The 23,094-nt window shown below is 72.0% G+C and carries 30 protein-coding genes; 25 read left to right on the top strand and 5 right to left on the bottom strand.

Annotation, left to right across the window (positions count from 1 at the left end):
* Positions 1-6: 6 nt before the first annotated feature.
* Positions 7-657, bottom strand: coding sequence for a hypothetical protein (locus ACYVLJ_RS39840; RefSeq protein WP_460442556.1), 651 nt, complete (start codon positions 655-657; stop codon positions 7-9).
* Between the two features lie 335 nt (positions 658-992).
* Here ACYVLJ_RS39840 and ACYVLJ_RS39835 point away from each other — a divergent pair, with 335 nt between their 5' ends.
* From ACYVLJ_RS39835 to ACYVLJ_RS39720, 24 genes are all read left to right on the top strand, one after another.
* On the top strand, positions 993-1,859 hold the full coding sequence (locus ACYVLJ_RS39835; protein ID WP_460442555.1) for a hypothetical protein: 867 nt from the start codon (positions 993-995) through the stop codon (positions 1,857-1,859).
* A 2-nt stretch (positions 1,860-1,861) separates the two neighbouring features.
* Positions 1,862-2,500, top strand: a complete 639-nt coding sequence (locus ACYVLJ_RS39830; RefSeq protein WP_460442713.1) for an AAA family ATPase — start codon at positions 1,862-1,864, stop codon at positions 2,498-2,500.
* Positions 2,497-3,453 (top strand): DUF1643 domain-containing protein, encoded by a 957-nt coding sequence (locus tag ACYVLJ_RS39825; RefSeq protein ID WP_460442554.1) that lies wholly within the window; start codon positions 2,497-2,499, stop codon positions 3,451-3,453. Before ACYVLJ_RS39830 ends, ACYVLJ_RS39825 begins: the two co-directional genes overlap by 4 nt.
* A gap of 524 nt (positions 3,454-3,977) precedes the next feature.
* Positions 3,978-4,148 (top strand): hypothetical protein, encoded by a 171-nt coding sequence (locus ACYVLJ_RS39820; protein ID WP_460442553.1) that lies wholly within the window; start codon positions 3,978-3,980, stop codon positions 4,146-4,148.
* A gap of 64 nt (positions 4,149-4,212) precedes the next feature.
* Positions 4,213-5,298, top strand: coding sequence for a hypothetical protein (locus ACYVLJ_RS39815; RefSeq protein ID WP_460442552.1), 1,086 nt, complete (start codon positions 4,213-4,215; stop codon positions 5,296-5,298).
* Between the two features lie 323 nt (positions 5,299-5,621).
* The gene (locus tag ACYVLJ_RS39810) at positions 5,622-6,128 is read left to right on the top strand and encodes a hypothetical protein (RefSeq protein WP_460442551.1); all 507 of its coding nucleotides are present in this window, start codon (positions 5,622-5,624) and stop codon (positions 6,126-6,128) included.
* An 82-nt stretch (positions 6,129-6,210) separates the two neighbouring features.
* The gene (locus ACYVLJ_RS39805) at positions 6,211-6,615 is read left to right on the top strand and encodes a hypothetical protein (RefSeq protein WP_460442550.1); all 405 of its coding nucleotides are present in this window, start codon (positions 6,211-6,213) and stop codon (positions 6,613-6,615) included.
* A 38-nt stretch (positions 6,616-6,653) separates the two neighbouring features.
* Positions 6,654-6,938 carry a hypothetical protein gene (locus tag ACYVLJ_RS39800; RefSeq protein WP_460442549.1) on the top strand — a complete coding sequence of 95 codons (285 nt, stop codon included), beginning with the start codon at positions 6,654-6,656 and terminating at the stop codon, positions 6,936-6,938.
* Positions 6,939-7,070: 132 nt separating this feature from the next.
* Positions 7,071-7,697, top strand: a complete 627-nt coding sequence (locus ACYVLJ_RS39795; protein WP_460442548.1) for a hypothetical protein — start codon at positions 7,071-7,073, stop codon at positions 7,695-7,697.
* 30 nt (positions 7,698-7,727) lie between these two features.
* Positions 7,728-9,041, top strand: coding sequence for a hypothetical protein (locus tag ACYVLJ_RS39790; protein ID WP_460442547.1), 1,314 nt, complete (start codon positions 7,728-7,730; stop codon positions 9,039-9,041).
* A 162-nt stretch (positions 9,042-9,203) separates the two neighbouring features.
* Positions 9,204-10,403: a hypothetical protein gene (locus tag ACYVLJ_RS39785; RefSeq protein WP_460442546.1), complete on the top strand. Its 1,200-nt coding sequence runs from the start codon at positions 9,204-9,206 to the stop codon at positions 10,401-10,403.
* A 155-nt stretch (positions 10,404-10,558) separates the two neighbouring features.
* The gene (locus ACYVLJ_RS39780) at positions 10,559-11,734 is read left to right on the top strand and encodes a hypothetical protein (protein ID WP_460442545.1); all 1,176 of its coding nucleotides are present in this window, start codon (positions 10,559-10,561) and stop codon (positions 11,732-11,734) included.
* Between the two features lie 406 nt (positions 11,735-12,140).
* Positions 12,141-12,530 (top strand): DUF6355 family natural product biosynthesis protein, encoded by a 390-nt coding sequence (locus ACYVLJ_RS39775; RefSeq protein ID WP_460442544.1) that lies wholly within the window; start codon positions 12,141-12,143, stop codon positions 12,528-12,530.
* Positions 12,531-12,547: 17 nt separating this feature from the next.
* Complete coding sequence (locus ACYVLJ_RS39770; RefSeq protein WP_460442543.1) at positions 12,548-12,766, top strand: helix-turn-helix domain-containing protein; 219 nt, start codon at positions 12,548-12,550, stop codon at positions 12,764-12,766.
* Positions 12,741-13,211 (top strand): thioesterase family protein, encoded by a 471-nt coding sequence (locus tag ACYVLJ_RS39765; RefSeq protein ID WP_460442542.1) that lies wholly within the window; start codon positions 12,741-12,743, stop codon positions 13,209-13,211. The genes ACYVLJ_RS39770 and ACYVLJ_RS39765 overlap by 26 nt, the downstream gene beginning before the upstream one ends.
* Positions 13,212-13,297: 86 nt before the next feature.
* A complete protein-coding gene (locus ACYVLJ_RS39760) occupies positions 13,298-13,798 on the top strand; it encodes a hypothetical protein (RefSeq protein WP_460442541.1) in 501 nt (166 codons plus the stop codon).
* A 190-nt stretch (positions 13,799-13,988) separates the two neighbouring features.
* Positions 13,989-14,450: a hypothetical protein gene (locus ACYVLJ_RS39755; protein WP_460442540.1), complete on the top strand. Its 462-nt coding sequence runs from the start codon at positions 13,989-13,991 to the stop codon at positions 14,448-14,450.
* A 417-nt stretch (positions 14,451-14,867) separates the two neighbouring features.
* Complete coding sequence (locus ACYVLJ_RS39750) at positions 14,868-16,775, top strand: S53 family peptidase (protein WP_460442539.1); 1,908 nt, start codon at positions 14,868-14,870, stop codon at positions 16,773-16,775.
* Between the two features lie 87 nt (positions 16,776-16,862).
* Positions 16,863-17,846, top strand: a complete 984-nt coding sequence (locus ACYVLJ_RS39745; protein ID WP_460442538.1) for a L,D-transpeptidase — start codon at positions 16,863-16,865, stop codon at positions 17,844-17,846.
* Between the two features lie 50 nt (positions 17,847-17,896).
* On the top strand, positions 17,897-18,592 hold the full coding sequence (locus tag ACYVLJ_RS39740; RefSeq protein ID WP_460442537.1) for a hypothetical protein: 696 nt from the start codon (positions 17,897-17,899) through the stop codon (positions 18,590-18,592).
* 83 nt (positions 18,593-18,675) lie between these two features.
* Positions 18,676-18,879, top strand: coding sequence for a hypothetical protein (locus ACYVLJ_RS39735; RefSeq protein ID WP_370973782.1), 204 nt, complete (start codon positions 18,676-18,678; stop codon positions 18,877-18,879).
* A 202-nt stretch (positions 18,880-19,081) separates the two neighbouring features.
* On the top strand, positions 19,082-19,363 hold the full coding sequence (locus ACYVLJ_RS39730) for a hypothetical protein (protein ID WP_460442536.1): 282 nt from the start codon (positions 19,082-19,084) through the stop codon (positions 19,361-19,363).
* A gap of 292 nt (positions 19,364-19,655) precedes the next feature.
* Entirely contained in the window at positions 19,656-19,847 is a 192-nt protein-coding gene (locus tag ACYVLJ_RS39725; RefSeq protein ID WP_460442535.1) for a hypothetical protein, read from the top strand.
* 94 nt (positions 19,848-19,941) lie between these two features.
* The gene (locus tag ACYVLJ_RS39720) at positions 19,942-20,148 is read left to right on the top strand and encodes a hypothetical protein (protein WP_460442534.1); all 207 of its coding nucleotides are present in this window, start codon (positions 19,942-19,944) and stop codon (positions 20,146-20,148) included.
* A 70-nt stretch (positions 20,149-20,218) separates the two neighbouring features.
* Here the strand turns inward: ACYVLJ_RS39720 and ACYVLJ_RS39715 are convergent, their stop codons facing one another.
* Together ACYVLJ_RS39715 and ACYVLJ_RS39710 are read right to left on the bottom strand one after the other, a co-directional pair.
* Positions 20,219-20,755 (bottom strand): P-loop NTPase family protein, encoded by a 537-nt coding sequence (locus tag ACYVLJ_RS39715; protein WP_460442533.1) that lies wholly within the window; start codon positions 20,753-20,755, stop codon positions 20,219-20,221.
* The gene (locus ACYVLJ_RS39710; RefSeq protein WP_460442532.1) at positions 20,752-21,096 is read right to left on the bottom strand and encodes a hypothetical protein; all 345 of its coding nucleotides are present in this window, start codon (positions 21,094-21,096) and stop codon (positions 20,752-20,754) included. The genes ACYVLJ_RS39715 and ACYVLJ_RS39710 overlap by 4 nt, the downstream gene beginning before the upstream one ends.
* A gap of 152 nt (positions 21,097-21,248) precedes the next feature.
* On the opposite strand from ACYVLJ_RS39710, the gene ACYVLJ_RS39705 reads away from it, so the two are divergent.
* Positions 21,249-21,524 (top strand): helix-turn-helix domain-containing protein, encoded by a 276-nt coding sequence (locus ACYVLJ_RS39705; RefSeq protein WP_370973794.1) that lies wholly within the window; start codon positions 21,249-21,251, stop codon positions 21,522-21,524.
* Between the two features lie 227 nt (positions 21,525-21,751).
* On the opposite strand, the gene ACYVLJ_RS39700 is transcribed toward ACYVLJ_RS39705, so the two are convergent.
* Both ACYVLJ_RS39700 and ACYVLJ_RS39695 read right to left on the bottom strand, forming a co-directional pair.
* Positions 21,752-21,997 (bottom strand): hypothetical protein, encoded by a 246-nt coding sequence (locus ACYVLJ_RS39700; RefSeq protein ID WP_460442531.1) that lies wholly within the window; start codon positions 21,995-21,997, stop codon positions 21,752-21,754.
* A gap of 124 nt (positions 21,998-22,121) precedes the next feature.
* Positions 22,122-22,973, bottom strand: coding sequence for a DUF5753 domain-containing protein (locus ACYVLJ_RS39695; protein WP_370973798.1), 852 nt, complete (start codon positions 22,971-22,973; stop codon positions 22,122-22,124).
* Between the last annotated feature and the right edge of the window lie 121 nt (positions 22,974-23,094).

Genomic DNA, 23,094 nt, shown 5'->3' with positions numbered 1-23,094 from the left:
CCGGGGTTACCCCTTGAACCGCTCTCGCAGTGGCTTCAGTCCACCCTTCCGTACCCACGTCTTCACGTCGCGGCGAACGGTTGCAAACCACCAAACGAACACCACGAGCGCGATGGGCACGGTAAGCACACCTGGCCACCAGCCCCACCATGCCGTGTCGAGCCACCAGCGCAGAAGGCCGGTAAGCACGAACCAAGTTCCGCCTCCCAACATCGCGCCGATCCAGAGGCCCTTGATGTACACACCAGGGGCTTGCAGGAGGCGGGTGGAGCGGTCGGGAGCGTCGGGAAGCTCGAAGTTCAGCTCCGGTATCCGCAAGCGCGGTTCGGGCACGCGGTACTCGTCCTCATCGAACGCGTCGTCGTCATCGAACGTGTCGTGCGCATACGGCTCCGGCTGGGGCGGTGCGCTCGTTGCCGGCGCGGCCGTGCCGGTGCCAGGTCCGCCGAGAGCGGTTGCTAGCGCGGCGTCCAGGTGGCCCTGCGTGGTGTCGTACCAAGCCATCGCTTCAGCAACTTCACGCTCGTCATGCGCACGTCCGCGGACCATCTTCTCGAACCCGGTCCGGGACCGGACGTTGAAGTCGCGGGCGCCCGCGTCGAGCTGGTCCAGGCTGGCCACCAGCCATGGCGGCATCTGCTCATGCTGGCTGCCCATCGCCTGACCTCGCCTTTCTTCGTGTCGTCCACGTCATTGTCTCATCACGGACCGACATCATCCACAGCCGCGAACAGCGAGCCGCCTCTGAACCTGGCCCTCGACCGTGGCGCCAGCCCGGAGAGCCGGATGCCCTGGTGAACGGGGATGCAGCCCCCTTTTGCCCACCAGGGCATCACCACGCGACCCAACCGATCCGAAGGGACAACGCGCACTATGAACGATGCACCACGAGCAGCGACATCGCCAAGCCTGCCCCCTGCACTCGGCATCCGACCCTCGGAGTCGTCCACGTGCGCCAGCCGCGGGGCGTCGTGGAAGCGGGGGGTGCTCAGGTGACGACCACGAGCGTCATGACGGCGGCGGCGCTCGTCGCCCGCCTGCGAGCGCACTACCTTCCGCCGCCGAAGCTGGCGGCCGGGCTGCCGATCAGCGCTGAACAGCTCCTTCCCGGTGCGGTGCTGCTGACCGAGGTGCCGTCCCCGGCCGGCCGCAGGATCGACGCCCTGGTCGTCAACCTCACTCGCTCTCGGCAGGGGCTGGACGGGTTCGAGATCAAGGTGTCCCGCAGCGACTGGCTGGCGGAGCTCGACGCGCCGGAGAAGGCCGACCCGTGGTTCGCGGCCACTCACCGATGGTGGATCGCCGCGCCGTCCACCGACGTGGTGCGGCCGGAGGAACTGCCCGCCGGGTGGGGCCTGATGGTGCCGTCCCCGCGGTCGGCGGCGCGGATGAAGATCGTGACCCGCGCGGACACCCGCACTCCTGAGCTGGGGTGGCTGGAGCTGTGGGAGATCGTCAAGAAGCTCGACCGCATGCGGGCGGGTGAGTGCGCCGCGACGGCTGAGCAGGTACGGCTCCAGCTCGCTGAACAGGCTCGTGAACAGCTCGAACGCATTCGCGAGAGCGCGACCGCGGTTTCAGGAGACGCTGCCGCGGCCGGGTCAGCACTGTCTGCCGTTACTGGGTTGCCGGATTGGAGGCTGCGGCACGCGCTCGAGAAACCCTCGCCGTGGCTCAGTGAGGCGCTGCGCGCGGTCTTCGCCGTCGACCAGCTCCGAACCGGCGGGGCAACCGAGGAGGTGGTGCGTCACGTCCGACGGGTCGCTGAACAGCACGAGCAGGCCCTGACCGCCCTGAACAGGGCGCTTGTGGCGCTGGCGCCGCCCACCCGGGATGAGGAAGGCGAGGTGGGGACGTGACGATGGTCCTGGCCTCTGGAGCAACTAGTTCGCCGGTCGTCGCTGATCCGTCACGGTTTCCGGGGAAGCCGGAATTGCTTGAGGTCTTCGGGGACGGGCCACTGCTGGTCGCGTTGCTGGGAGCGCCGGGCAGTGGCAAGACGACGTGGCGTCGTCGCTGGCTGCCGGAGGTGCCGGCGGTGAACCTGGACGAGAACCGGGCTCTGCTGTCCCCGTTCCGGTGCGAGTCCGATCAGGCGGTCACCGCAGCCGCCCTGCATATGGCGTACACGCAGGCCGGTGCCGTGCTGGCGAGTGGCCGTCAGGTGCTCTGGGATGCGACCAGCACCGACCGCGCCAGCCGGATGGCCTTGCAAGTCCTCGCCGCTGAGCACGGCGCGACGACCGCAGCCTTCGTCCTGCTTCCGCCGTTGGAGGTGTGCCTCGAGCGCAACGGGCGACGCGACGCGACGTTGTGCCCCTGCGGGTTCCCGCGCCGGGTGCCCGAGGAGTTCGTCGTGGGCGGCTACGCCGACCTCGCCGCCGCGCTGCCGTCGCTACCCAGCGAGGGCTGGGATGCCGTCGCGTTCGCCGACCAGCTGGTGCATGCGACACCCGCGGGCACCTCGACGCCGGTTCGGCACCTAGGCGGCGGGCGATGACGCTGCTCGAGCGGGTGCTGGACGAGGTCGGCGAGGGCCTGGTCGTCGACGAGCATCCGGACCTTCTCGGATCCGCGTCCGCGGTGTTCGACCCGGACGGGTTCTACCGATATGCGCTGTTCAGGCACTGGGGGCCGGGCCCGATCGCGCTGCTGGTGATGCTGAACCCCTCGACCGCCACCGCGACCGACGACGACCAAACCATCCGCCGGTGCGTGGCGTTCGCGCGACGTGAAGGCTGCGGATCGCTTGGCGTGGTGAACCTGTTCGCGTTGCGCTCGACAGACCCCAAGCGGCTGGCTGAGCACGCCGAGCCGATCGGGCCGCACAACGACCAGGTGCTCGCCGCGGTCGCGCGGCTGGCAGCACGGCTGCCGGGCAGCCGGGTGATCGTGGCGTGGGGAGCGGGCGGGCAGCTGCTCGATCGGGATCAGCGGGTCGCGGCGACGCTGACCAGCGCCGGGCTGGACCTGCTGTGCCTCGGCGTCACGGCCGAGGGCTTCCCGCGGCACCCGAGCCGGCTGGCGAACTCGACGCCGTTGCGGCTCTACCGTGCGGCGCCGGCGGAGTTCCGGGTCCTCAGCGTGCGCCGCCCGTGGGCGAACCTGCTGTTCAGAGGCAAGAACATCGAGAACCGCTCGTGGTCGACCCGCTGGCGGGGCCGGGTTGTCCTGCACGCCGGGCAGCGCTGGGAACCCCGCGGCCGGGAAGTCGCCGCGGCGCTGGGCATCGAGGTCGCCCGCGACGAGCCGGAGGGCTATCTCGGCGTCGCCGAGCTGGTGGACGTCCACCCCGATGCCGGTTGCTGTCGGCCGTGGGGTGAACCGGGCGCGTTCCACTGGCAGTTCGCCGAGTCGCTGCTGTTCAGCGCCCCGATCGCCGGTCCAGGACGGCTGGGCCTGTACCGGGCGGTGCCGTCGGCGGTCCGCAGCGTCCTCGGAGCGGCGGCGTGAGCGTCGCCGAGGCCGCCGGGTCATGGCCGCGGAAATTGCTTTGCCTGACCCCCTTGCGCGAGTGTCGGTAGGTTCGGTAGCTTGAATCTACCGGAGCTACCGAACCTACCGAGTTCCCCAGGCCGGAATCGGCAGCAGTCGCGCACCAGCCCTGGTGCCCTGCCGGTTCCGCGGGGCCGGGCAGGGCTTCCCCGCCTGCCCGGCCCCGCCAGCAGACTCCCGGCCGGTCGAGCGCAACCCCGATCGCGCACCCGCAGCGCGAGCGCTCCCGGCTTCCTCCGGGGCCGAGCCGCTATTGCCTCCCCGCGGCTCGGCCCCGGCCATGGCCTTCGGTCGCACGGCGCGCACCACGCCGGCGGCCCCGCGAGCGAGGCCCGGACCGCACGGCACCTCCCCCCAGCTGGCGGTCCGGGCCTCGCGCCCCGCACAACGCGGAGATCACCAGACCCGCAGCCGCCCGGACCGGCCGGGCGGCTGCGCAACCACGAGTTCGACACGACGAGACACCGCGAAGGAGCAGCAAGATGGCGAATCAGTTCGGCGAGACGGTCCCCGACAGCCAGGCGTACAGCGAGGCGCGCGGCGCCCTCGACCACATCGACGATCTCGACTCGGTCGAGGCGCTGGCGGACACGCCGGTGAAGAAGGCGGCCCTGGCCGACGCGCGTCGGGCCCGGTCCGCGCCGAGCAGCTGAGGCGACGGCGGTCGTGCCGGAACCCTTCAGCAATCCCGCATTCGGTCGAGGGAGAAATTCGATAATGAACGCTGCCGGGCAGATCCCGGAGGTCACCGTGGCGCGCTACGGCGCGCCACGGGTGAGCGTCACGCCGGTGACGGACGTAGTGACGTCCGAGCCGATCGAGGGCCGATCACGGCCGGGGCACTACCAGAGCATCATGCTGAACGTGGCAACGGCGGAGCTCAGCTTCCACGAGAGCACCGAGCACCTGGAGCCGTGGCTGCCGCAGTGGAAGGCGGTCAACGACGTTCCCCGCGAGACGTGGAAGCGGTGGCACCCCGGCACGCTCTTCTCCTTCCGAGGGCCGCACATGTGGTTCCAGCCGGTTCCGGAGCTGCTGAGCTGGGTGATCGACTCCGGGGTCAAGGAGCTGCCCTACCTCGACGTCCCGGCGGCGAACGCGTTGCTGGAGACCCTGGTGACGTACGCGCAGGCTCTGCTGGATGGCCTGTTCGTGGCCGGTGGCGAGCTGGACTGGTCGGCAGGTTCGGCCACGGCCGGCCGCAACATCGGCCGGTTGTGCCAGCGCGACCCCAGGGTCGGCGCCGCGGACGAGGACCGCGACCTGGTGGACTTCGAGGTGATCGTGCGGCGGTACCCGCACGTCTACCGGCCGGAGTTGCTGCTGCTGTCTCAGGCCGGGCTGGCCAAGGAGTGCGAGTACGTGACGCGGTACCTGGGTCACAACGAGCGCTGGAACGGCGAGATCAAGAAGACGTTCGGCAAGCCCTACAGCGACGGCAGCGGCGTCGGCCTGGACGTGCTGGGCGTACGGGCCTGGTACCGGACGGCGCTGCTGGACAGCGACCCCCGGGAGCTGCGCGACTTCAGCGATTGGGATGCCGAGCACGGGCACCTGGCCGACGGTGAGCTCACCGCCGCGACCACCGACGACGAGCTCGCCGTCTGGGTGGAGCGCGAAGAGGGCCGCGCCGCGCGGGAGAACCTGCGCCTGCTCGGGACGCAGGAGGCGGTCCGCCTGCACCGGGCGCAGCTGCGCGCCACGGCGATCAGCTCGGGCAGTGGAGACGGCGAGATCGCCGAGGACGCCCAGCTGGGCGAGACAGAGGTAGGCGAGACAGAGATGGACGAGCTCCGCGGCTGACGCACTACCCGCGCGGAACGGTCAGACCCCTCGGGCGGCCCCCTGAACAGCTTGTTCAGGGGGCCGTCTCGCGTTTGCGCGCCCTTGCGCGACGGCGGTGCGGGTGGTGTCGCCGGGGCCCCGGCCGGGGCAGGACAGGCAGAAACGGCCCTCGCCCGCGACCGTCTGGTCGTCCGGTTCCTGGCGCGCCTTGGTTGCCCGCGTGCCGATGGCCGTCATCGTGGAACTACCGGACCTTCCGGGACTGCCGAACCTCTTGCAGAGTTACGGTAGGTTCGGTAGTTTCGACCTACCGAACCTACCGGCTAGGAATGGGAGACGGGATGAAGCCGACCGCGAGCCCCGAGGTCACCAGCACGGTGAACAGCGGCGACGTGGATATCGAGTTCACCGGCGAGGTGGTGCAGCTACGCGTCGACCCGAACGGCTCGAAGGGCGACGTCGTCGCGGTCGCCTACGCCACCACCGAGGACGGTAAGACGGTCCGCATGTGGCTGCGGATCGACGCCGCCGGCGCGCGCTACCTGCGCGAGCGGATCGAGGACGCCACTCCCACGCCGGCGGCGGTCGCGCAGGGCATGGGGCCCGACAGCCGCGTGTTCCGCACCGAGCTGGTCTGGGCCGAGTCCGACGAGAGCGCCTGGAGCCAGAAGGCCGGCTGGTCGCTGTTCGTCGACGCCGAGTTGATCGCCCACACCAGCGAGAAGCTGTCGGCGGAGGACGCCCAGACGTGGGCGGACACGCAGCTCGCCGCGAGCATGCGCTGGCTGCCGGGGCACGAGACCAGCAGCTTCTACTGGGTCGCCTCCCCGGCCGCCTGCCGCGCGTAGCTCTCTCCCGGCCGCCGCAGGCTTCCCCGTCCGTGGCGGCCGCCAGCTCGCACCCGGTTCCCGCTGCGAAAGGCTCGACACGATGCCCGTCACCCGGCTACTGCTCGCCGCGTCGGCCGCCCTGCTCCTGGCCGGCTGCGGCGGGACCGCGACCATGCCGGAGTCCTCGCCCTCCGCCGCGCCGTGGACTGCAAGCGGATCCCCGGCCGACCTCGACCCCGCCCGCGGTCCGTGGCTGGTGTCCAGCACCGGCATGTGCTGCAACAAGATCGGCCCGGATCTGCCGCCGGTGCACTGGTACGTCGTGTGCGAACCGGCGACGGAAGTCTGGGACGAGATCCACAGCCCGGACAGCGGCGCGCCGCACTACCGCGACCCGGACGCGCCGCACATGGTCCAGCTGGAGGTCACCGAAGACGTCTCCCGCAACGCGCAGCCCGGCCAGCCATGCCCCGTCCCGCCCACTACCACCCCCGACAAGTCCTGACACCCCAACAACATCGAACCGCGAAAGGGCTCACGCCGATGACCACCGCCACCCCGGAAACCGTGTCCACCGACCAGCGCCTGGCGACGCTGGCCAAGGTCCGCGAGATCCTGCCCGACGTCGACGCCGCCCAGGCCACCGCGATCGCCGCGTGGGCGGTCAGCGGCTCGATGCCGCTGGACCCGGTCGCGCTGGCGGCGGCCGCGGAGCGGCTGGCGAAGGTGCGCGGCCAGAACTGGAGCAACCGCGAGGTGGCCAACGAGTGCCGCGGCATGACCGCCGAGGTCCTGGACGCCTACTTCGCCGCCGCGCACCGGTCCTGATCCGCAGTCGAGCCGGGGACGTCCGTCCCGGCTCGCTCCGACCCACCAGCCCACGCGGCGGTGGCACCGCCCCTACCGGTGCCACCGCCGCCTTCTCGTTTCCACCCCAGCCTTGATCGGAGGCCACCGGCCATGCCGTCCCTCGCCGAGCTCGAACAGATCGCCCGCCACCCGGAACCGGCCTACCCGGAATACGACGCGCTGCGCGCTCAGACCACCGCGGTGTTCGGGCCGTTCGTGTCCCCGCAGGAGGTCGACGAGGGCACCGCGGTGATCCGGGCGCACACCACCGAGTGGGCCTCCGCGGTGCTGGGCCGCCCGTTTCCCGGCAGCCTCCGGGCGGTCAGCACGACCGACGCCCGGCTGCTGATCCTGGCGCACCGCCGCGAGCTCGACCCGCCGCTGCCCGAGCGGCTAAAGCGTTGGAAAACCGAGGCTGAACAGCACGAACGCGCCCGGACCGAGCGACGGGAAGCCGAGCAGCGGCAGCGCCGGCAGCGGTGGGAGACGGTGCTCGCCGGCTGCGCCGTGGCGGTCGAGGTCCGCCTCAACCCCCGTCACACCGGCACGACCGGGCCGCTGGGGCACGTCGTGCCCTGCGTCGATGCCCGCTCGCCGCGCCGGCGGCACCCGGCCGGGCGCGCGCTGTGCGAGACGCCGCGCCGCTCCAGCCCGCTGGTGCTCGGCGAGCCCGTCGACGAGCCGGCCACCTGCGAACGCTGCCTGGAGTTCGCCCGTACCGTCCAGCCTGCCGCCTGACCGCGGCCGCGCCCCCACGACGAGGACCCGATGCCGAAAGTTTCCGCTGTTCAGAAGTCCGCCGAGCTGTGGCAGGGCCTCAACGAGCGGCAGCAGACCTGGCTGATCGTGATCTACCGCGCCGACCAGGACGCCGAAGCCAGCGCGCGCGGCGCGTTCGCCCGCGGTGAGCGGTCCCGGCCGGCGTCGCAGTGGCGCTGGCTGGACTACGGCATCGTCGACGACCCGCTGGGCAGCGGACCGTCCGGCGATCTCCAGTTCGAGCTCAACCAGCGCAAGGTGTGGGACCAGGGCGCCGGGTCGACCATGACCGTCCTGATCGAGCGCGGGCTGATCCAGGTCAAGCGCGAGCCGCTGATGATCGGCTGCCGGATGCTGATCAAGCTGACCACGCTCGGCCGCGCGGTCGCTCGCGCCGGCGGCGCCGACGACACCGAGCCCGCCCGCCGCCGGCCGCCCGGGATGCTCAGCGAGACGATGTGGTCAATGCTCGTCGACGTCCGCCGCGCCGGAAAGCGGGGCGTGCTGCGGTACACCCCCAGCGGCGCGTGGGACGCGCTGGCCGAGCGCGACCCGGCGCTGGTGCAGTTCGGCCGCGACCCCGGCGGCAGCGGGAAGACCAGCATCACGCTCACCGACGCCGGCGTAGCGCACTACACCGACGGGTGGCAGGAGTACGCCCGGCTCTACCCCGGCGTCGCCGCACCGCACCCGGACCCGAACGCCGAACCGGTGTGGCCACGCGAGGTCGACGCCCGGCTCGGGCAACTGGCCGACGCGGTCGCGGCGATCGGGACGGACCTGCGCACGCTGGCCACGCAGCTGCGCGAGCTGGAAACGCTGGGGGAGCTGCCCCCGGTGCCGGGCAAGGGCGCGGTGCCGGAGTTCGCCGCCGCGGTGAAGCTGCGGCGCGAGCGGCACCGGCGCGCCGAGCGCCAGCGGCAGCTGGCCGGCGAGCACCGTGAACAGCTGCTCGGCTTGTACCGGAACGCGATCGCCCGCTACGTGGCCGTGGCGGCCGCGGTGGTCACCGCGGCCGCCGAGGGACGCGACCCGCGCACGGTGCTCGACGCCGACCCGGCCGTGCTCGACGAGAACGACCGGCTGGTGCGGCTGGACTGCCCGCGGACCGGCCTGGCCGGTGTCGACCGCGAGATCGCCGTCGCGCACCGGGCCGCGGCCAAGGGCGCGAAGCCGGCGCGCCGCCGCGAGGACCGCGAGCGGGAGGAACGCTCGGCCCCGGCCGGACGGCAGCTGGCCGCGGTCAACGGGTTCGGTGCCCACCTGCGCGCACTGGTCGCCAACGGGCAGCTCGCTCGGCTGCTGCTGCGCCGCGATGCCTGACCGCGGACCGGCGCCGCGGCCGAGACGGCCACGCTAGGGTGGCGCCCGACCGCGGCGCCGGCTCACGCCTCCTTCGGGCTCGCGCGAGCGCGACACGCGTCGCGCCCCGTCCAACAGCAGCTGCGGCATGCGGAAAGCACTGCCGCGCAAGGGAGTTCCCGCATGACCGACGATCACGTCCGCGCGAAGGCCGCGCTCGAGCGCGCCGGCGGCGGACGGCTGGCCGCCGAGCTGCGCGACGCGCTCGTCGTGGCGCTGGAGGCGGCCGGCTGGCCGGTGGTCATCGAGCACCACCCGCAGTTCCACGCCCTGGCGCTCTACGCCGGGCCGGCCACCGTCCACGTCGGACGCGCCGCCGAGCCGCCGCTGGGCGCCACCGGCGACGAGCACCCCGACGACCCGGCCGTCTTCGACCTGGCCGCCCCGCTCACGGTGACGGCGTGGGCGCCGCTGAGCGTCGAATATTCCGAGGCCCTGGGCCGGGTCACCGGTGTCGACGCCCACGAGCTCCCCGCCACCGCCACGCCCGCGGAGCTCGTCGCCGAACTCGACCGGGTCGTCGGCCAGGCCCGCCACCGCGACCTCGCCGACTCAAAACTCGACACCGCCTGCGGGATCTGCGGCGACCGCTACGCCGCGCGCGGCCTGGCCCGCCCGGCACGGCCGCAGGTCGCGGTGTGCCCGTGCTGCGCGTTCGACGGCGACCTGCTCGACCCCGAACCCGGCCAGCTGGCGTTCGACCTCGACCAGGCCGCCTCGGGCACGCTGACCGCGCCAGCCGGATGGGCAGGAGTGCAGGCGCTGCTGTGCTGCCTGGGCGGCGCGCGGCTGCCGGACTGGCTGCACGAGGACTGGCGCGGCGCCGGAACCTCCTACGTGCCAAGGGAATGGTGGAGCAGCGCAGACCAGACCTGGGTGTGGTTGCCGCCGGTCGACCAGCGGCCGGCAGCGCTGAGCGGGCTCGGCTGCGGCGCGTCCCTGGCGCGCGTGCTCGCCGCGGTCGACCACGCGCACCCGGATGCCCGTGACCGCTTCCACGCCTACCTCGCCCACGAGCTCGACGACGGTAGCGACGTCGACGGCCCGGAGCAGGAGCTCGTGCCCAGTGCGGTCGTCGAGCGGTTCTGGCCGGCTGTCGTCGCCTACGCCGTCGCGCTGCTCACCCAGCAGGCCGAGCGGCCGGGGCAGCGGCGACCCTGGCACGTGCTCGCCTCACTGGAGCTGTCGGACTGGCTCGACGTTCTCGCCGGCGACCAGGATGACGACCTCGATGCCTACCCGGTCGAAACGCTGCTGCGCGGCGGCATCATCACCGTCCGCGACCTGCTCGACCCGGTCGAACCCGGCCGACAGCCCGAGTAAGCTGCACGCGTTCGTCCTCCCCGCGTACGCGGGGCTGACCCCATCGACGAACTGTCCGACGTCCACTCCGGACGAGTTGTCCCCGCGCGAGCGGGGCTGTGCCAGCGGCGCTAGACACCGCGGCTGCCCCTCGCGCGCGAAAGGACACCTCCCTCTTGCACAAGCCCCTTCACGAGGACGTCTCCGCCGACCGCGCCTGGGTTGTGGGGCGCCGGATCTACGTGCGCTGCCCCAAGAACTCCCAGCTCGACAAGGAGCTGATCGAGCTGGGCGCGAAGTGGGACTGGGGCGTGCGCGCCCGCTGGGTCGGCACCGGCAAACGCGAGCGGGTGCTACCCCTCGTCCTGGCCGACGAGCAGCGGGCGCGGGCCGAACAGGAGGCCGCCCGGCAGGTGCTGGCGGCCGGCCGGTGGGTCACCGTCCCGCGCGGCGTCGTCGCCCTGCACGGGCGCGCCGGTGAGCTGGGTGCGGTGTGGGACAGCGCCAGCCACCGCTACGCCATGCCCAGCGAGGACAGCCGGGCCGAGCTCCAGCGGGTTGTCGACGCCTGGGTCGCCGAGCAGAAGGCCGCCCAGCAGCGGCGCGCGACCGACAACGCCGAAGCGCGCGCGACGCAGGAGGCCGAGGCGAAGGCGGCCGCGGTCGAGGAGGCCGAGCGGCGGCGGGCCCAGATCGTGGCCGACAGCGGCCGGGCGTCCACCGGGGACACCGAGACGCTGCACACGATCAGCACCCGGCGGATGAATCGCGCGACCGCGGAGAGCACGGCGTGGCCGGTCGGGACGGTGCACCCGCTGCGCGGCGGCCGCCGTGGACTGGTGGTCGCGCGGAAGGTGTGGTTCACCAACGACGACGACGCCACCGACATCGACTGGCACCCCGACGCGCCCGACGAGGCGCACTGGAACTTCCAGTACACGCTGGCGATCGTCGAGCCGACCGACGCCGAACTCCGGGCCGACGCCGAGGCCGCCGAGCTGCGCGCCGACGCCGCGCAGCTGCACGCGTTGTTCCGGGAGCTCGGGCGGGCCGGACGCGTCGTCGACGCGTTCACCGCGGTGCCCGACTCGGCCCGGGTCGGCACGATCCGCGGCCGTGCCGGCACGCCCGGCACCAGCTCGTTCGACACCGGCACGGTCATCCTCACCGACGACCGCGTGGTGTGGCAGCACCCCGGCCACCACGACGACTGGATCCGCACCGAAGCCGTCGTCACCGGCTCGGATCAGCTGGACCGGGTGCGCGCCCTGCTCGCCGCCGGCGCGCGCACCCGTCACCACGTCGACCAGCTCACCTACACCTACGAGATCACCACCACCGCCACGCCGTGACGTGGTGACCGGTCCCACGCGGCGCCACGGCGCTTCGGGCGCCCCCACGGTGCGCGCGAGCGCGACGTCCCCGAACCCCGGAATCTGGCGCTGTCCTGGGTGGACACGTATCGCGGCGGTCGACCCGTCGGGCCACAGGCGCTGCTGCCGCCCCGACGCCGCACACCGACCCACCTACAAAAGTACGTCCACATGAGTTGACATCGGCCCGGCAAGCCCTAGTATCGACTCCCGTAGTCGTCAACTCATATGGACGTTTGGGGAGTTCGTCCGAGTTGGCGGCCATGGACCGGCTGTGGGGGCCGGTCCGGCTGAGCCGGTCCGTGAGGGGAGCCGACCGCGTTGGTCGGCAGCGCACGCGTGGGATGCGACGGACCGGCTCGTCCACGACGGGAGGGGACGAGCAATGTCAACCACCAGGCCCAGGAGCTCGACACTGACCAGCACCGGGCGCGTGGCGGCCGCGGCCGCCGCGGTCGGCCTGGCCGCCGTCGGGGCCGGCGTCGCCGGCGCCGGGACCGCCGCCGCGTCGGTCGCCGCGTACCCGTGCGGGTACAGCTCGCAGGGGATGGACGCGCACTACCGCCACTGCGCGGACAGCTTCATCCTCATCCGCGCCGACTGGGACACCGGCACCCACTACACCACCTGCGTCGGTCCGTGGGGCGAAGTGCCGCTCTACCACGACGGGCCACACCGCCAGGTCAACGCCTACTACGTGCCCAAGGCCCCGGCGCTGATGCAGAACATCCACGGCGAGTGGATCTGCCGGACCGGCCAGCCGGACTGGCCGTGAGCGGCCTGGGAGGCACCGTGCGGGACACCATCATCGCCGTGGCCGCAGACCTGTTCGCCGAGCGCGGCGCCGACGACGTCGGCTTCGACGAGATCGCCGCCACCGCCGGGATCAGCGCCCGCCACCTGCGCGTGTACTTCACCTCGACCACGGCCATCCGGGCCGCTGTCGACGCGCACGCGGGCGAGCACGAGCAGGAGGAGGCAGACGGTGCCGGCGCGCAGCTGGTCGCCTGACCCGGCCGCGGCCACAGGATGGCTGCGCGGCACGGTCCGCACCGTGCGCTACCAGGTCACCGCGGCCGACTCGGTGCGACGGCTGGCCGGGCGCAGCGTCGAGTTCGCCCGCAAGCCTGACGTGGTGGCCTCGGCCCGGTTGCTGGAGCTGTGCGAGTGGCCCTGCATGGACGCCGTCCGCGACGCCATCGCCCCCGCCGAGTGCAGCCTCGGCGCCCGGCAACACCTCGACCACCAGGCGCCGATCGCCATCGGCGCCGAGCTCACCATCACCGCGCGGTGCACCGTCGCCACCCACCCCTACAGCGAGTGGGAGGTCGACGTGCACGACGGCCACGAAACCGTCGGCCAGGCGACGCTGGCGTTCGTCGTCGTCGACCAGGACACCTTCGAGCGGCAGAGGCTGAGGCCGAAAACGACGGCCGCCATCCCGAAAACCGCTTAACAGAGCCAAATCCGAAGCTTTTCGCATTCCGCACACGGGTGACGTGTGCCCAGATTTTGCACCACTGCAACGAGAAGGGGAAACCAGTGAAGACTTTGACGAAGGGGCGCCGGATGGCGTCGGCGCGGACCTTGGCCGGCGCGGCGCTCGCCGGAATGCTCGCGCTCAGCGCGCTTGCCCTGGACGTGTCCACCGCCGCGGCCAGCCCGACGCCGCCCAGCGCGGGACTCGACGCCGGGATGCCCAGCGACGGCCTGCACCCGGATGCCCCGGTGACCGCACCGGACGGCACCCGGATCTGGGGCACCCGCGAGGGGGCGGCGCCGGCTTCGGTCGCGCGCGCAGCCATGCCCAACACGATCGAGATCCGGGTCGACGGCGCCCGGGTCCGATCCTCGGTGCCGAACGGGCCGGTCGTCGGACTGGCCTACCGCGGCCAGACCGGCGGCGCGAACTGCAAGGTCTCCAGCGGCGGCTACACCTGGGGATTGGTGTCGGTCAACGGGTCCTACGGATGGATGCGCACGGACCTCTTCACCATCATCTACCAGAGCACCGGCTCCTGGGGCTCGCTGCCGCGGTGCTGATTCCCGGCCCGGTGAACAACAGGCGATGAGCTCGCGGCCGCGGCACCCGGACCGAATGGGCACCGCGGCCGCCTGGGCCACTCGACGGCTCGCCCGCTGCCAATCAGGACGTTCAGCGCGGCAACGCGCCGCCCCGTCATCGCATCGTCCACGCACGACGGTGCTTTCAAGCATTACCAAGGGGGACAACATGAAAACGCGGACACGACCTGAGCATCCGGCGCACGGCGCGCGCGGCCGCGGCGGGCGGGCCGTCCGTGCCGGGCTGCTGCTCGGCGCCGCCGGGATGCTGGCTGCGGTCGTGGGTGGATGCTCGGACACGCCGGCACCGCCCGCGCCGACTCCGCCGTCGGGAACGCCGGTGGCCACGGTGCCGCTGCCCGCGCCGTCGGCGGACGGGCCGGTGCTCACCGTGGACGGCCAGGCCAGCTGGGCGACCGGCCACCCCGGATGCGCGGTGCTGCGCACCGACGCCGGGCAGGAGTTCAGCCTTGTCGGACCGGCGACCCAGCAGCGCCTCGGCGAAGTCCGTTCCGGAGCCTCGCGGGCCCGGCAGCGGGTGCGGATCACCGGCTACGTGCCCAAGGTCGGCGCCTCGGTATGCGGCGCCCTTCGCGCATTCGTCGCGGAAACGGTGACGGCAATGAACTGACAGTCACCGAAAACAATAGAAGACGCTTTTGCAATCCCGGTTTAGCCACACGAACCGGGGCCGTTTTCGCGCCCAAAAAGAGCCAGAAAAAACGGCTGAGAATATTCGTTCAGAAACGGTTGACATTCCCGATCGAGGCGATGCAGAGTAGGGCTGTCCAGCGGATACGCGCTGGTCGCAGGCCAGCAGGGGAGACGCTGGCCGCACCGAGGGGGACTCGTCGCTACGTAGGGGGAATCGTCCGGCGCGCTATTGCCATGCCGGTTTCGCATTTCTCTCGAATCCGTCCCGTTTGCCGATAGCGCTCGCTGTCGGCGCCGGGGTCTCGGTGTGTCGGAAGAGCAAACGGAATCGGGGACATTAATGGCAGTACGACCATCCCGTGCGGCCGGGCTGATTGCCGGGTGCGCGGTACTCGTGGGGATCGCGGCCGCACCGTCCGCGCTCGCCCAGGGATCGACGACCTCGCCCGGCGCCGACCGCTCCGCGGTCGAGGGCAACCAGCCCAGCTGGGCGACTCCCTCGGCCAAGGTCGGGCACGCCGACCTGCACCAGCAGCGGCACGTCAAGGTCGCGCTGGCGCTGCGTGACCCGCAGGGCGCGGAAGCGCTCGCCAAGGCGGTCAGCAAGCCGGGCTCGCCGCAGCACGGCAAGTTCCTGTCCAGCAAGGAATTCCTCGACCGGTTCGGCCCGACCCAGCAGACGGTCGACCAGGTCACCTCCTGGCTGCGCGGGCAGGGCCTGAAGGTCGACGGCGTCGCGAGCAACCGCCACTTCGTCGAGGTCACCGGCGACGTCGCGCAGTTGCAGACGACCTTCGCCACCTCGCTGGCCACCTTCCGCCACCAGACCAAGGACGGCCGGTCGTACACCCTGACCGCGCCAGAGTCCGCGGTGTCGGTGCCCCGCCAGGTGCGCGGCGCGGTGAGTGCGGTGCTCGGCCTGGACGACGCGAGCCAGACCATCACCACCGGGCAGGTCGCGCCCCGCGCGGCCAACGGCGCCCGGCCGGGAGTCACCCCGGCCGCGGGCGATCCGTCCAGCTGCGCGCGGTACTGGGGCGAGGTCAACAACGGCGCGGTGCCGCAGAAGTACGCCAGCGGCAACCAGTCCAACTACCTGTGCGGCTACACCGCCCCGCAGATCCGCGCCATCTACGGCCTGAACAGCGCGAACACCGGTGCCGGGCAGACGGTGGGCATCGTCGGTGCCTACCACCTGGACTCGATCGTCGCCGACACCAACAAGGCCGCAAGCCAGTTCGGCGCGCCCGCGCTGACCGCCGGCCAGTACAGCGCGGTCCTGCCGGGCTCCTACGACAACCAGGACAAGTGCAACCCCGACAGCTGGGCGGGCGAGCAGGCGCTGGACGTGCAGTCCATCCACGAGGTCGCCCCGGCAGCGAAGATCGTCTACTACGGCGCCAAGAGCTGCTACGACCTGTACAACGCGCTGAACAAGGCCGTGGCCGACAACAAGGTCTCGCTGATCAACAACTCCTGGCTCTACCCCGGTGAGACCGCGGTCTCGCAGGCCGAGCGCGACCAGATGGGCTCCATCGCGGTGCAGGCCGCGATCCAGGGCCAGGCGCTGACCTTCTCCAGCGGCGACTCGGGCGACAACTCCGGTCCGGGCGCGGCGGGTAAGGCCGAGGCCAGCTTCCCCGCGTCGCACCCCTGGGTGACCGCGGTCGGCGGGACCTCGGTGGCGCTGGACGCCAGCTCGAAGATCAAGTTCACGGCGGGCTGGGAGAACTCCGGCAACACGCAGTCGGGCTCCAGCTGGGTTGCGCAGAACGACGCGGACGGACGGTTCGCCGGCGGCGCCGGCGGCGGCGTGTCCAAGCTGTACGACCAGCCGGACTACCAGAAGAACGTGGTTCCCGCCGGGGTCGCGAACGGCCACCGCGCGGTGCCGGACATCGCGGCGCTGGCCGACTCCTACACCGGCATCGCGATTGGCTACACCACGCCGCAGGGCTACATCGCCTACTCCTCCGGCGGCACGTCGCTGGCCTCGCCAATCCTCGTCGGCCTGGTCGCCAACGCCCAGCAGGCCCAGGGCCTGACGCGGATGGGCTTCTTGAACGACGCGATCTACGCGCTGGCCGGGAAGCCGCAGATCACCGACGTGAAGCCGACGCAGGCGGGTGTTTGGTCGCCGTTCATGGCCGGGTTCGGCCACGTCTCGGTGCCCACCCAGAACGGCTCCTACCTGCTCGACCTCGACTCCAAGCCGCAGTCGCTGGTGTCGGGCTCCGGCTGGGACGCCGTGACCGGCATCGGCACGCCGACCTCGGGCTTCGTCACCGCCCTCGGCAAGTGATCGGAGGCGGTGCGGCCGCCGCTGCCTGACGGCGGCGGCCGCACCGCGACTCCCCAGACCCCCCAACGAGCAGGAAGGAGGTTCACCGTGATCGACGGCGACGGCGACCGGCATGCCCACGCGGACGGAGACGATCCCCGCCCGGACGGCACGACCGACCCGACCACCCCCTCGGGTGCGCGGCACAGACTCGAGCAGCCGCCCGCGGTGACGCGCCGCCGCCGGACCGTGCTCTGGACGCTCGGCGCGCTGGTCGTCGTCGCCCTCGGCGTGACCGGCTGGACCGTCGCCTCCGGCGGCACGCCATCGGCCGCGACGAACACGGCCACCGCCACGGCGACCGCCGCCGTCCAGCCCGGCGCCGACGACGGGCCCGCGATCGTGGATCCGCAGCCGGTGAGCCCGCAGCAGCTGAGCCAGCTGCCCGCGGCCACCACCTTCGGCACCGTCGCCGCCGCCCCGAAGGACCCGGCCCCGGGCCAGGTGCCCGGCGGCCGGCTGGTGCACCCCTCGACCACGGTGCCGCTCTACGCCTCGCCCGGCGGCCCGGCCATCGCCGCGCTGCCGCCCACGCAGCTGGTCAGCGACACCTGGCTGCCGGTGGTGACCGAGCAACCCGGCTGGGCGGAAGTCCTGCTGCCCTCGCGACCCAACGACACCGCGGCCTGGATCTACCTCGACGACACCGTCACCACCGCGCACAGCCCGTACCGCATCGAGGTCGACCGCGCACGGTTCACACTGACGCTGTTCAAAGACGGCAAGGAGACCGGGCACTGGACGGTCGGCATCGGCAAGCCGAACTCGCCGACCCCGGCCACCCGCACGTTCCTGCTCGCGTCCATTAAGGACACTCACCCGACTTTCAGTCCGATTGTGCTGCCGACCGGCGCGCACTCCGACACCTACGAGTCCTACGGCGGCGGTCCCGGCACCGTCGGCCTGCACACGTGGCCGAGCGCAGACGTCTACGGCCACCCCAGTTCTGACGGCTGCATCCGCATTCCGCCGGATGCGCTTCAGGTGATCAGCAGCGACGTCCCGATCGGGTCACCGGTGCTGATCAGGTGAAACACCCATCCAGAGGCCCATCCGGGCCACACCACACCAAGGGGGGACCAGTGGTCCGTACCACCTCTCGATCCACGCGCATCCTGGCCGGCGTCAGCGCCGGCGGTGTCCTGGCCGCGGGCGCCGTCGCCCTGGTGCTCAGCACCGGGTCGCCAGCCAGCGCGGCGGGCACCACCTCGACCGCCTACGGGGTCTCGGCCACCGGCGTCGATCCGGTCGGCGCGACGCCGTCGGTGTCCAGCGACGGCGCGGTCAAGACCGCCTCCGGGTCGGCCGCGGGCAAGGCCGGCACGTTCAGCGCCTCGGGGATCACGGTCAAGGCCGGCGCCGGGATCGCCGAGGCCACCGTGGGCGCGCTGACCGTGGGAGGCAAGTCCATCGGGTCGGTCAGCGCCAAGTGCGCCGACGGCAAGACGACCTACAGCCACTCCGGGGCCGCGCCGGAGGCCAGCAACCTCAAGGTGAGCTTCGGCGGGGGCGCCGGTGCCACCGTCCAGATCATCGGCGCCGGCGGCAAGGCCGTGGAGACCATCACCGTCGCGGTGGTCAAGTGCGGCACCGGCACGCCTCCGACCGAGCAGCCGCCGACGCAGCAGCCCACGGGTCAGCCGACCGGCCACCCCACGCAGCACCCGACCGGCCAGCCCACGACCAAGCCGACCGGCACGACCAAGCCCGGCCAGAAGCCCGACCAGCCGGCGCCCAAGCCGGTCCCGCACGACGGTCACCACCCCGTCACCGGCTGACCCTGGCCGAACCGACACCCATCCGCTGGTGGGGCGAGGTCGAACCCGGCCTCGCCCCACCAACCCGCGCAGCAGGGGAAGACATGCCCGCACGCACCACGACACCGTCCTCCGCCGCGGTCCGGCGGGTGCTCGCCGGCGCCATCCTCGGCGCGGCACTCGCGGCCGGGGCGACCCTGGCCGCCACCTCACTCACCTCCGCCGCGCCGGACTCGCCGGGGTCAGTGCGCACCGCGGCCGTCCCCGATGTCGTGGGCCTCAACGGCGCGATGCCGAACGCCCCGTGACCCCAACCCCGGCCGGTGTTGCGCACCGGCCTCCCCACCGCGGGGGCCCGGACCATCTACGGTCCGGGCCCTCGTGCCTGTTCAGGGGCTGTCCGGCTGGAGCCCGCGCCCACCACCAGCGAGCCGCTGGTGCCGCACGGCTTGCCTTTCGGGAGCGAACCCCGAAAAATCGGTGGTCAACCCTGTTTAGGAGGACGATCCGATGCCTTCGGTACGCCCGCAAGCCCGCCGCCGCGACCCCGAGGGGGAGTCGGTCTACGACGCGCGCATTCCGGCGAAGATCACGCTGGAGCAGGCCGCGACCGCCCTGGCCGTGGTCGACGGCACTCCGAACCGCGCGCGGGTCGCCAAGGATGCCCTGCCGAAGGCGCTCCAGGAGGTCGTCCGGCTGCTGCTGGCGGGCGAGACGATCGCGCCGCCCGCCGCTCTGGTGGGCCAGTGGCGCGAACGCCTCGTCGCCGACGGCGTCTTTCCCGCTGCCTGACCCGCGCGGCGGCGCAGCGTGCGCCGTCGGCCGGTCCGCGGCGCAACCGTGGTCCGTCACGTCCCAGCGATCCCGTTCACCCGAAATGATCAGGGTTGAACCCTGGAATATCGGGGTTGAACCCTGTTTAGATCGAGGTGTCCGCATCAGCGGACGCCGCCCGCTTCTCCTGGCCGGATTCCCGGGCGGCGTCCATGCCCTCGCTGGGAGAGCGCCTTATGGATACCAGTCTCAGGATCACCACGTCGTCCACCGCCGGCCGCGAGCCGCGCCGGGCCGGACGGGGACGCTGATGGCCACCGCCGGGGAGCTGCGGGAAGCACTCCAGAGGCTGCGCAACGCCTCGCCCGCGGAGAAGAACGCGGCGAAGTCGGCCGCCCTGACGCTGGGCGCGCAGACGGCGCTGGAGATCTCCGACCGCACCGCGCGCGGCCAGTTCGTCGCCTCCTTCGAGGCCGACATCAACGCGGCAGCGGACGCCTGAGCGTGTCCCGCTCGCCGACCGGCGCCCCGGCACGCCATGATCAGGCGTGCCGGGGCGCCCGCTCCGCGCACGCCCGATTCGCGCGGAGGTACTGGTGGACCGCATCGCCCCCGGCGACCAGCCGTTCACCGTGGCCGAGGCCCGCGACTACGTCGCGACCCTGATCCGCGAGTTCGAAGGCCAGCCCGGCGTGGAGCTGCTGGGCCTGGTCGGCGGCGTGCTCGACAACGTCGTCTGCACCTGCGGGAACGACACCGGCCGCCTGGCCGACGTCGTGCCGCTGCGCCCGCGCGCGGACTGAACCCCGCGGACCGGCCACCGCCCGGCACGCCGACGACGTCGAGACACCGACCCCCGGGCCAGGCGGCTGGTCAGGTGCGCGCGGCAGCCAGCTCGGGGAACATCTCGGCGACGACGCGCTCGACGGTCGCCTCCAGCTCGGAGGTCTCCGGCACGATGCGTTCGCCGATGCCAGGCAGCAGGTCGCGCTCGAGGTACCAGCCGCGCAGATGCTCGGGGCCGAACTCGGCGGCCTGGGGACGGGTGGCGTGCCGGCGCAGCGACTCCTCGAGGGAGACGTCGAAGTAGTAGAACGCGGTCGGCCCGCGGTGGTCTGCGTGCAGGCGGGTGAGCATCGCGCCGTAGCGCGCGGCCGCCAGGATGCCCTCGACCACGACGTCGTAGCCGCGGTCGAGGGAGAACCGGGTGACCTGGTCGATCAGGTCGATGTTCGCCCCGCCGTCGACGTCGTGCTCGCGCAGCACCCGGCGGCGCAGGTAGTCCTGCTCGACCAGGGCCAAGCCACGGCCGCGCCGGCCGCGCAGGCCCGCGGCGGTGGAGGACTTGCCGCTGCCGCTCGGGCCGCGCAGCACGATCAGCCGGGTCTCCGTGGTGCCTACCTCGCTCATCGGCGGTTGCCGCCGGCCAGGCAGGCGAGCTCGGCCGCGCGAGCCACGCACCGCAGGCAGGGCCGGTCGCCCAGGGAGTCGACCACCTCGATCCGCCCGCGATCGGCCGGGCGGCCGCACAGCGTCCGCGGTTCGACAGAGGTGTCCAGCAGCGCCACGTGCACCTCTCCCGTGTCGGCGACGCCGTCTGGAGAGCTGGCCGCGGTCCGGGAGGAAGCGGCCGAGAGCAGGCGCAGGTAGGTGACCGTCGCGCCGGCGTCGGCCAGGGCCTGCCGGGCAGTAGGCCAGGCGTCGTCCATCTCGTTCCCCTCGCCCGGTCGCCGGATGGATGCCGTGCTCATCGTCGCGTACCGCCCGGAGTTGCAACCGACCGGAGCCGCTGTGCCCTGAACAGCACATTCACCCGGAGTTTATGCCTATAGTCATAAGGTGCGTCACCTTATGGCAGTCGCCTCTGGCTTGATCCACATTGTGCCTATAGGCATAGCGATCTATGCCGGCCGTCGAACCACCCTCGGACTTCGCACGCGAGCTGGGCAGCCGCGTGCGGGCCGCCCGGCTAGCGAAGGCGCCCAAGCGCTGGAGCCTGGAGCGCCTGGGGCGCCGGGCCAGGGTGAACTGGAGCTACATCGCCGAGATCGAGCGCGGCGAGGTGAATCCGACGGTGCTGGTGCTCGCGCGCATCGCCGCGGCGCTGGAGATCGACCTGGGAGTCCTGCTGGGCGAGTTGCCGGCGCCGCCGCCGGGCAAGGACCCCGATCTCGACTGAGCGGGTTCCGCCCGCCCGCGGGCGGCGGTAGCGTGCGGCCGCCGACGCGGTCAATTGTTCACGACCATGCGTTCCGACGTGCGCGTGATCTCCCTCGACGTGGCCCCCGAAGCGGATACCGTGGCGTGCGCACGGCTACGTAGCGTTCGGGGCTGCCAACGGCGGAGGCCCGCGCCGTCACTCCCGGCGCGGGCCTCCGCACGTCTTGCTGCCGCTGCGCGACTCGGTTACGCGATCAGGTGGTCGAACTCGCCGGCCTTCGCGCTGATCAGGAACGCCTCCAGCTCAGCGATCGTGAATCCGAGCGTGGTGCGCTCGGCGACCGGCGTCGTCGCGTACTCCTTGTCATCCTGCACCCCGATCCAGCTCCCGACCCTGGTCAGCCGGAAGCAGTTGCCCTTGTCGGGCGAGGCCGAGGGCTTGATGTACGTGCCCTCACGCAGCCGCTCGATAGGCGGCCGTTCTTCTGTCATCTCCACTCCTTCTGCGGTTACGGGTGGGGCCGCCCTGGGTGGTGGTCCCACCCAAACGCAGCATCCCCCGCGCTCACAGAGGGTGCGCGGGGGTGCGGCGACGATCACCGTAACGGCGGCTGGCTCAGCCGCTGTACATCGCCCAGATCTCCTCGATCCGCCGGCGCGAGTCCTCGATGTCGAGCGCGACCGCGCGGCTGGCGGCCACGCTGAACAGGTTGTTGTAGTAGCGCAGCTCGGACGGCTTCTCCAGAAAGCCGCTGCCCGGCCCGGACTCGACGAACACGGCTTCGGGGTCCTCCGGGTCGGAGAACTGGGTGATCTCGAAGCTCATGCCCTTGGCACCGTAGGCGTCGGCAGTGAACGGTGCCACCAAAATTTCGACGGTGGCCGCCCAGTTGGCATCCAGCAGGTGCCGCAGCGCCGAGGCCAGCACGAGGCGGCCGCCGACGTGGCCGTGCAGGGCGGCCTCGCCGATCACCACGGTGTAGCGAAAGTCCGGGTCGGTCAGCCGCTGCTGGCGCAGCATCCGGAACTCCACGACCCGCGACATGTCCACCGGGCGCGTGTGCTGCGACGCGCTCACGACGGCACGGGTGTACGCCTCGTCGGCCAGCAGCGTCGGGATGTAGGCGTCGACGTACTGGCGCACGTGCGCGGCGTCGAGCTCGAAGCCGGCCAGCATCTCGTCGTGCTCGGTGATGACGTCGACGTAGTCGGACCACCACCCGAGCTGGTCGCCGTGCTCCCACCACTCATGCCACCGTTCGGCCTGTTCAGGCGTCGGTTGCAGGATTTCTACCGCCTTGCCGAGCTGGAAGTGGGTCAGCTTGGCCTTGCCAATCTCGATCTTCGACCATCGGGACTGGTTCATCTTGCCGATGTAGTTGGCGATGTCGGTGCCCGACAGCTTCAACGCGGTGCGGCGATCGCGCATCTGACGGCCGAGGCGGCGCCGGCGCAGTGTGGGACTCACGTTCCCGTTCATCGTGCCCTTCCTGGGTCGGGCCACATTCCGTGGCTGTGTCACCCATGTCTCCGGCCGCATACCGCGGCCGTTCACCCGAATGGCGTCCTTGACTAGCTAAAGACTAGTT

The organism is Amycolatopsis stemonae, assembly GCF_054781455.1.
Note: the sequence above shows the minus strand (reverse complement) of the source record. Positions and strands in the feature narration are given on the sequence as shown.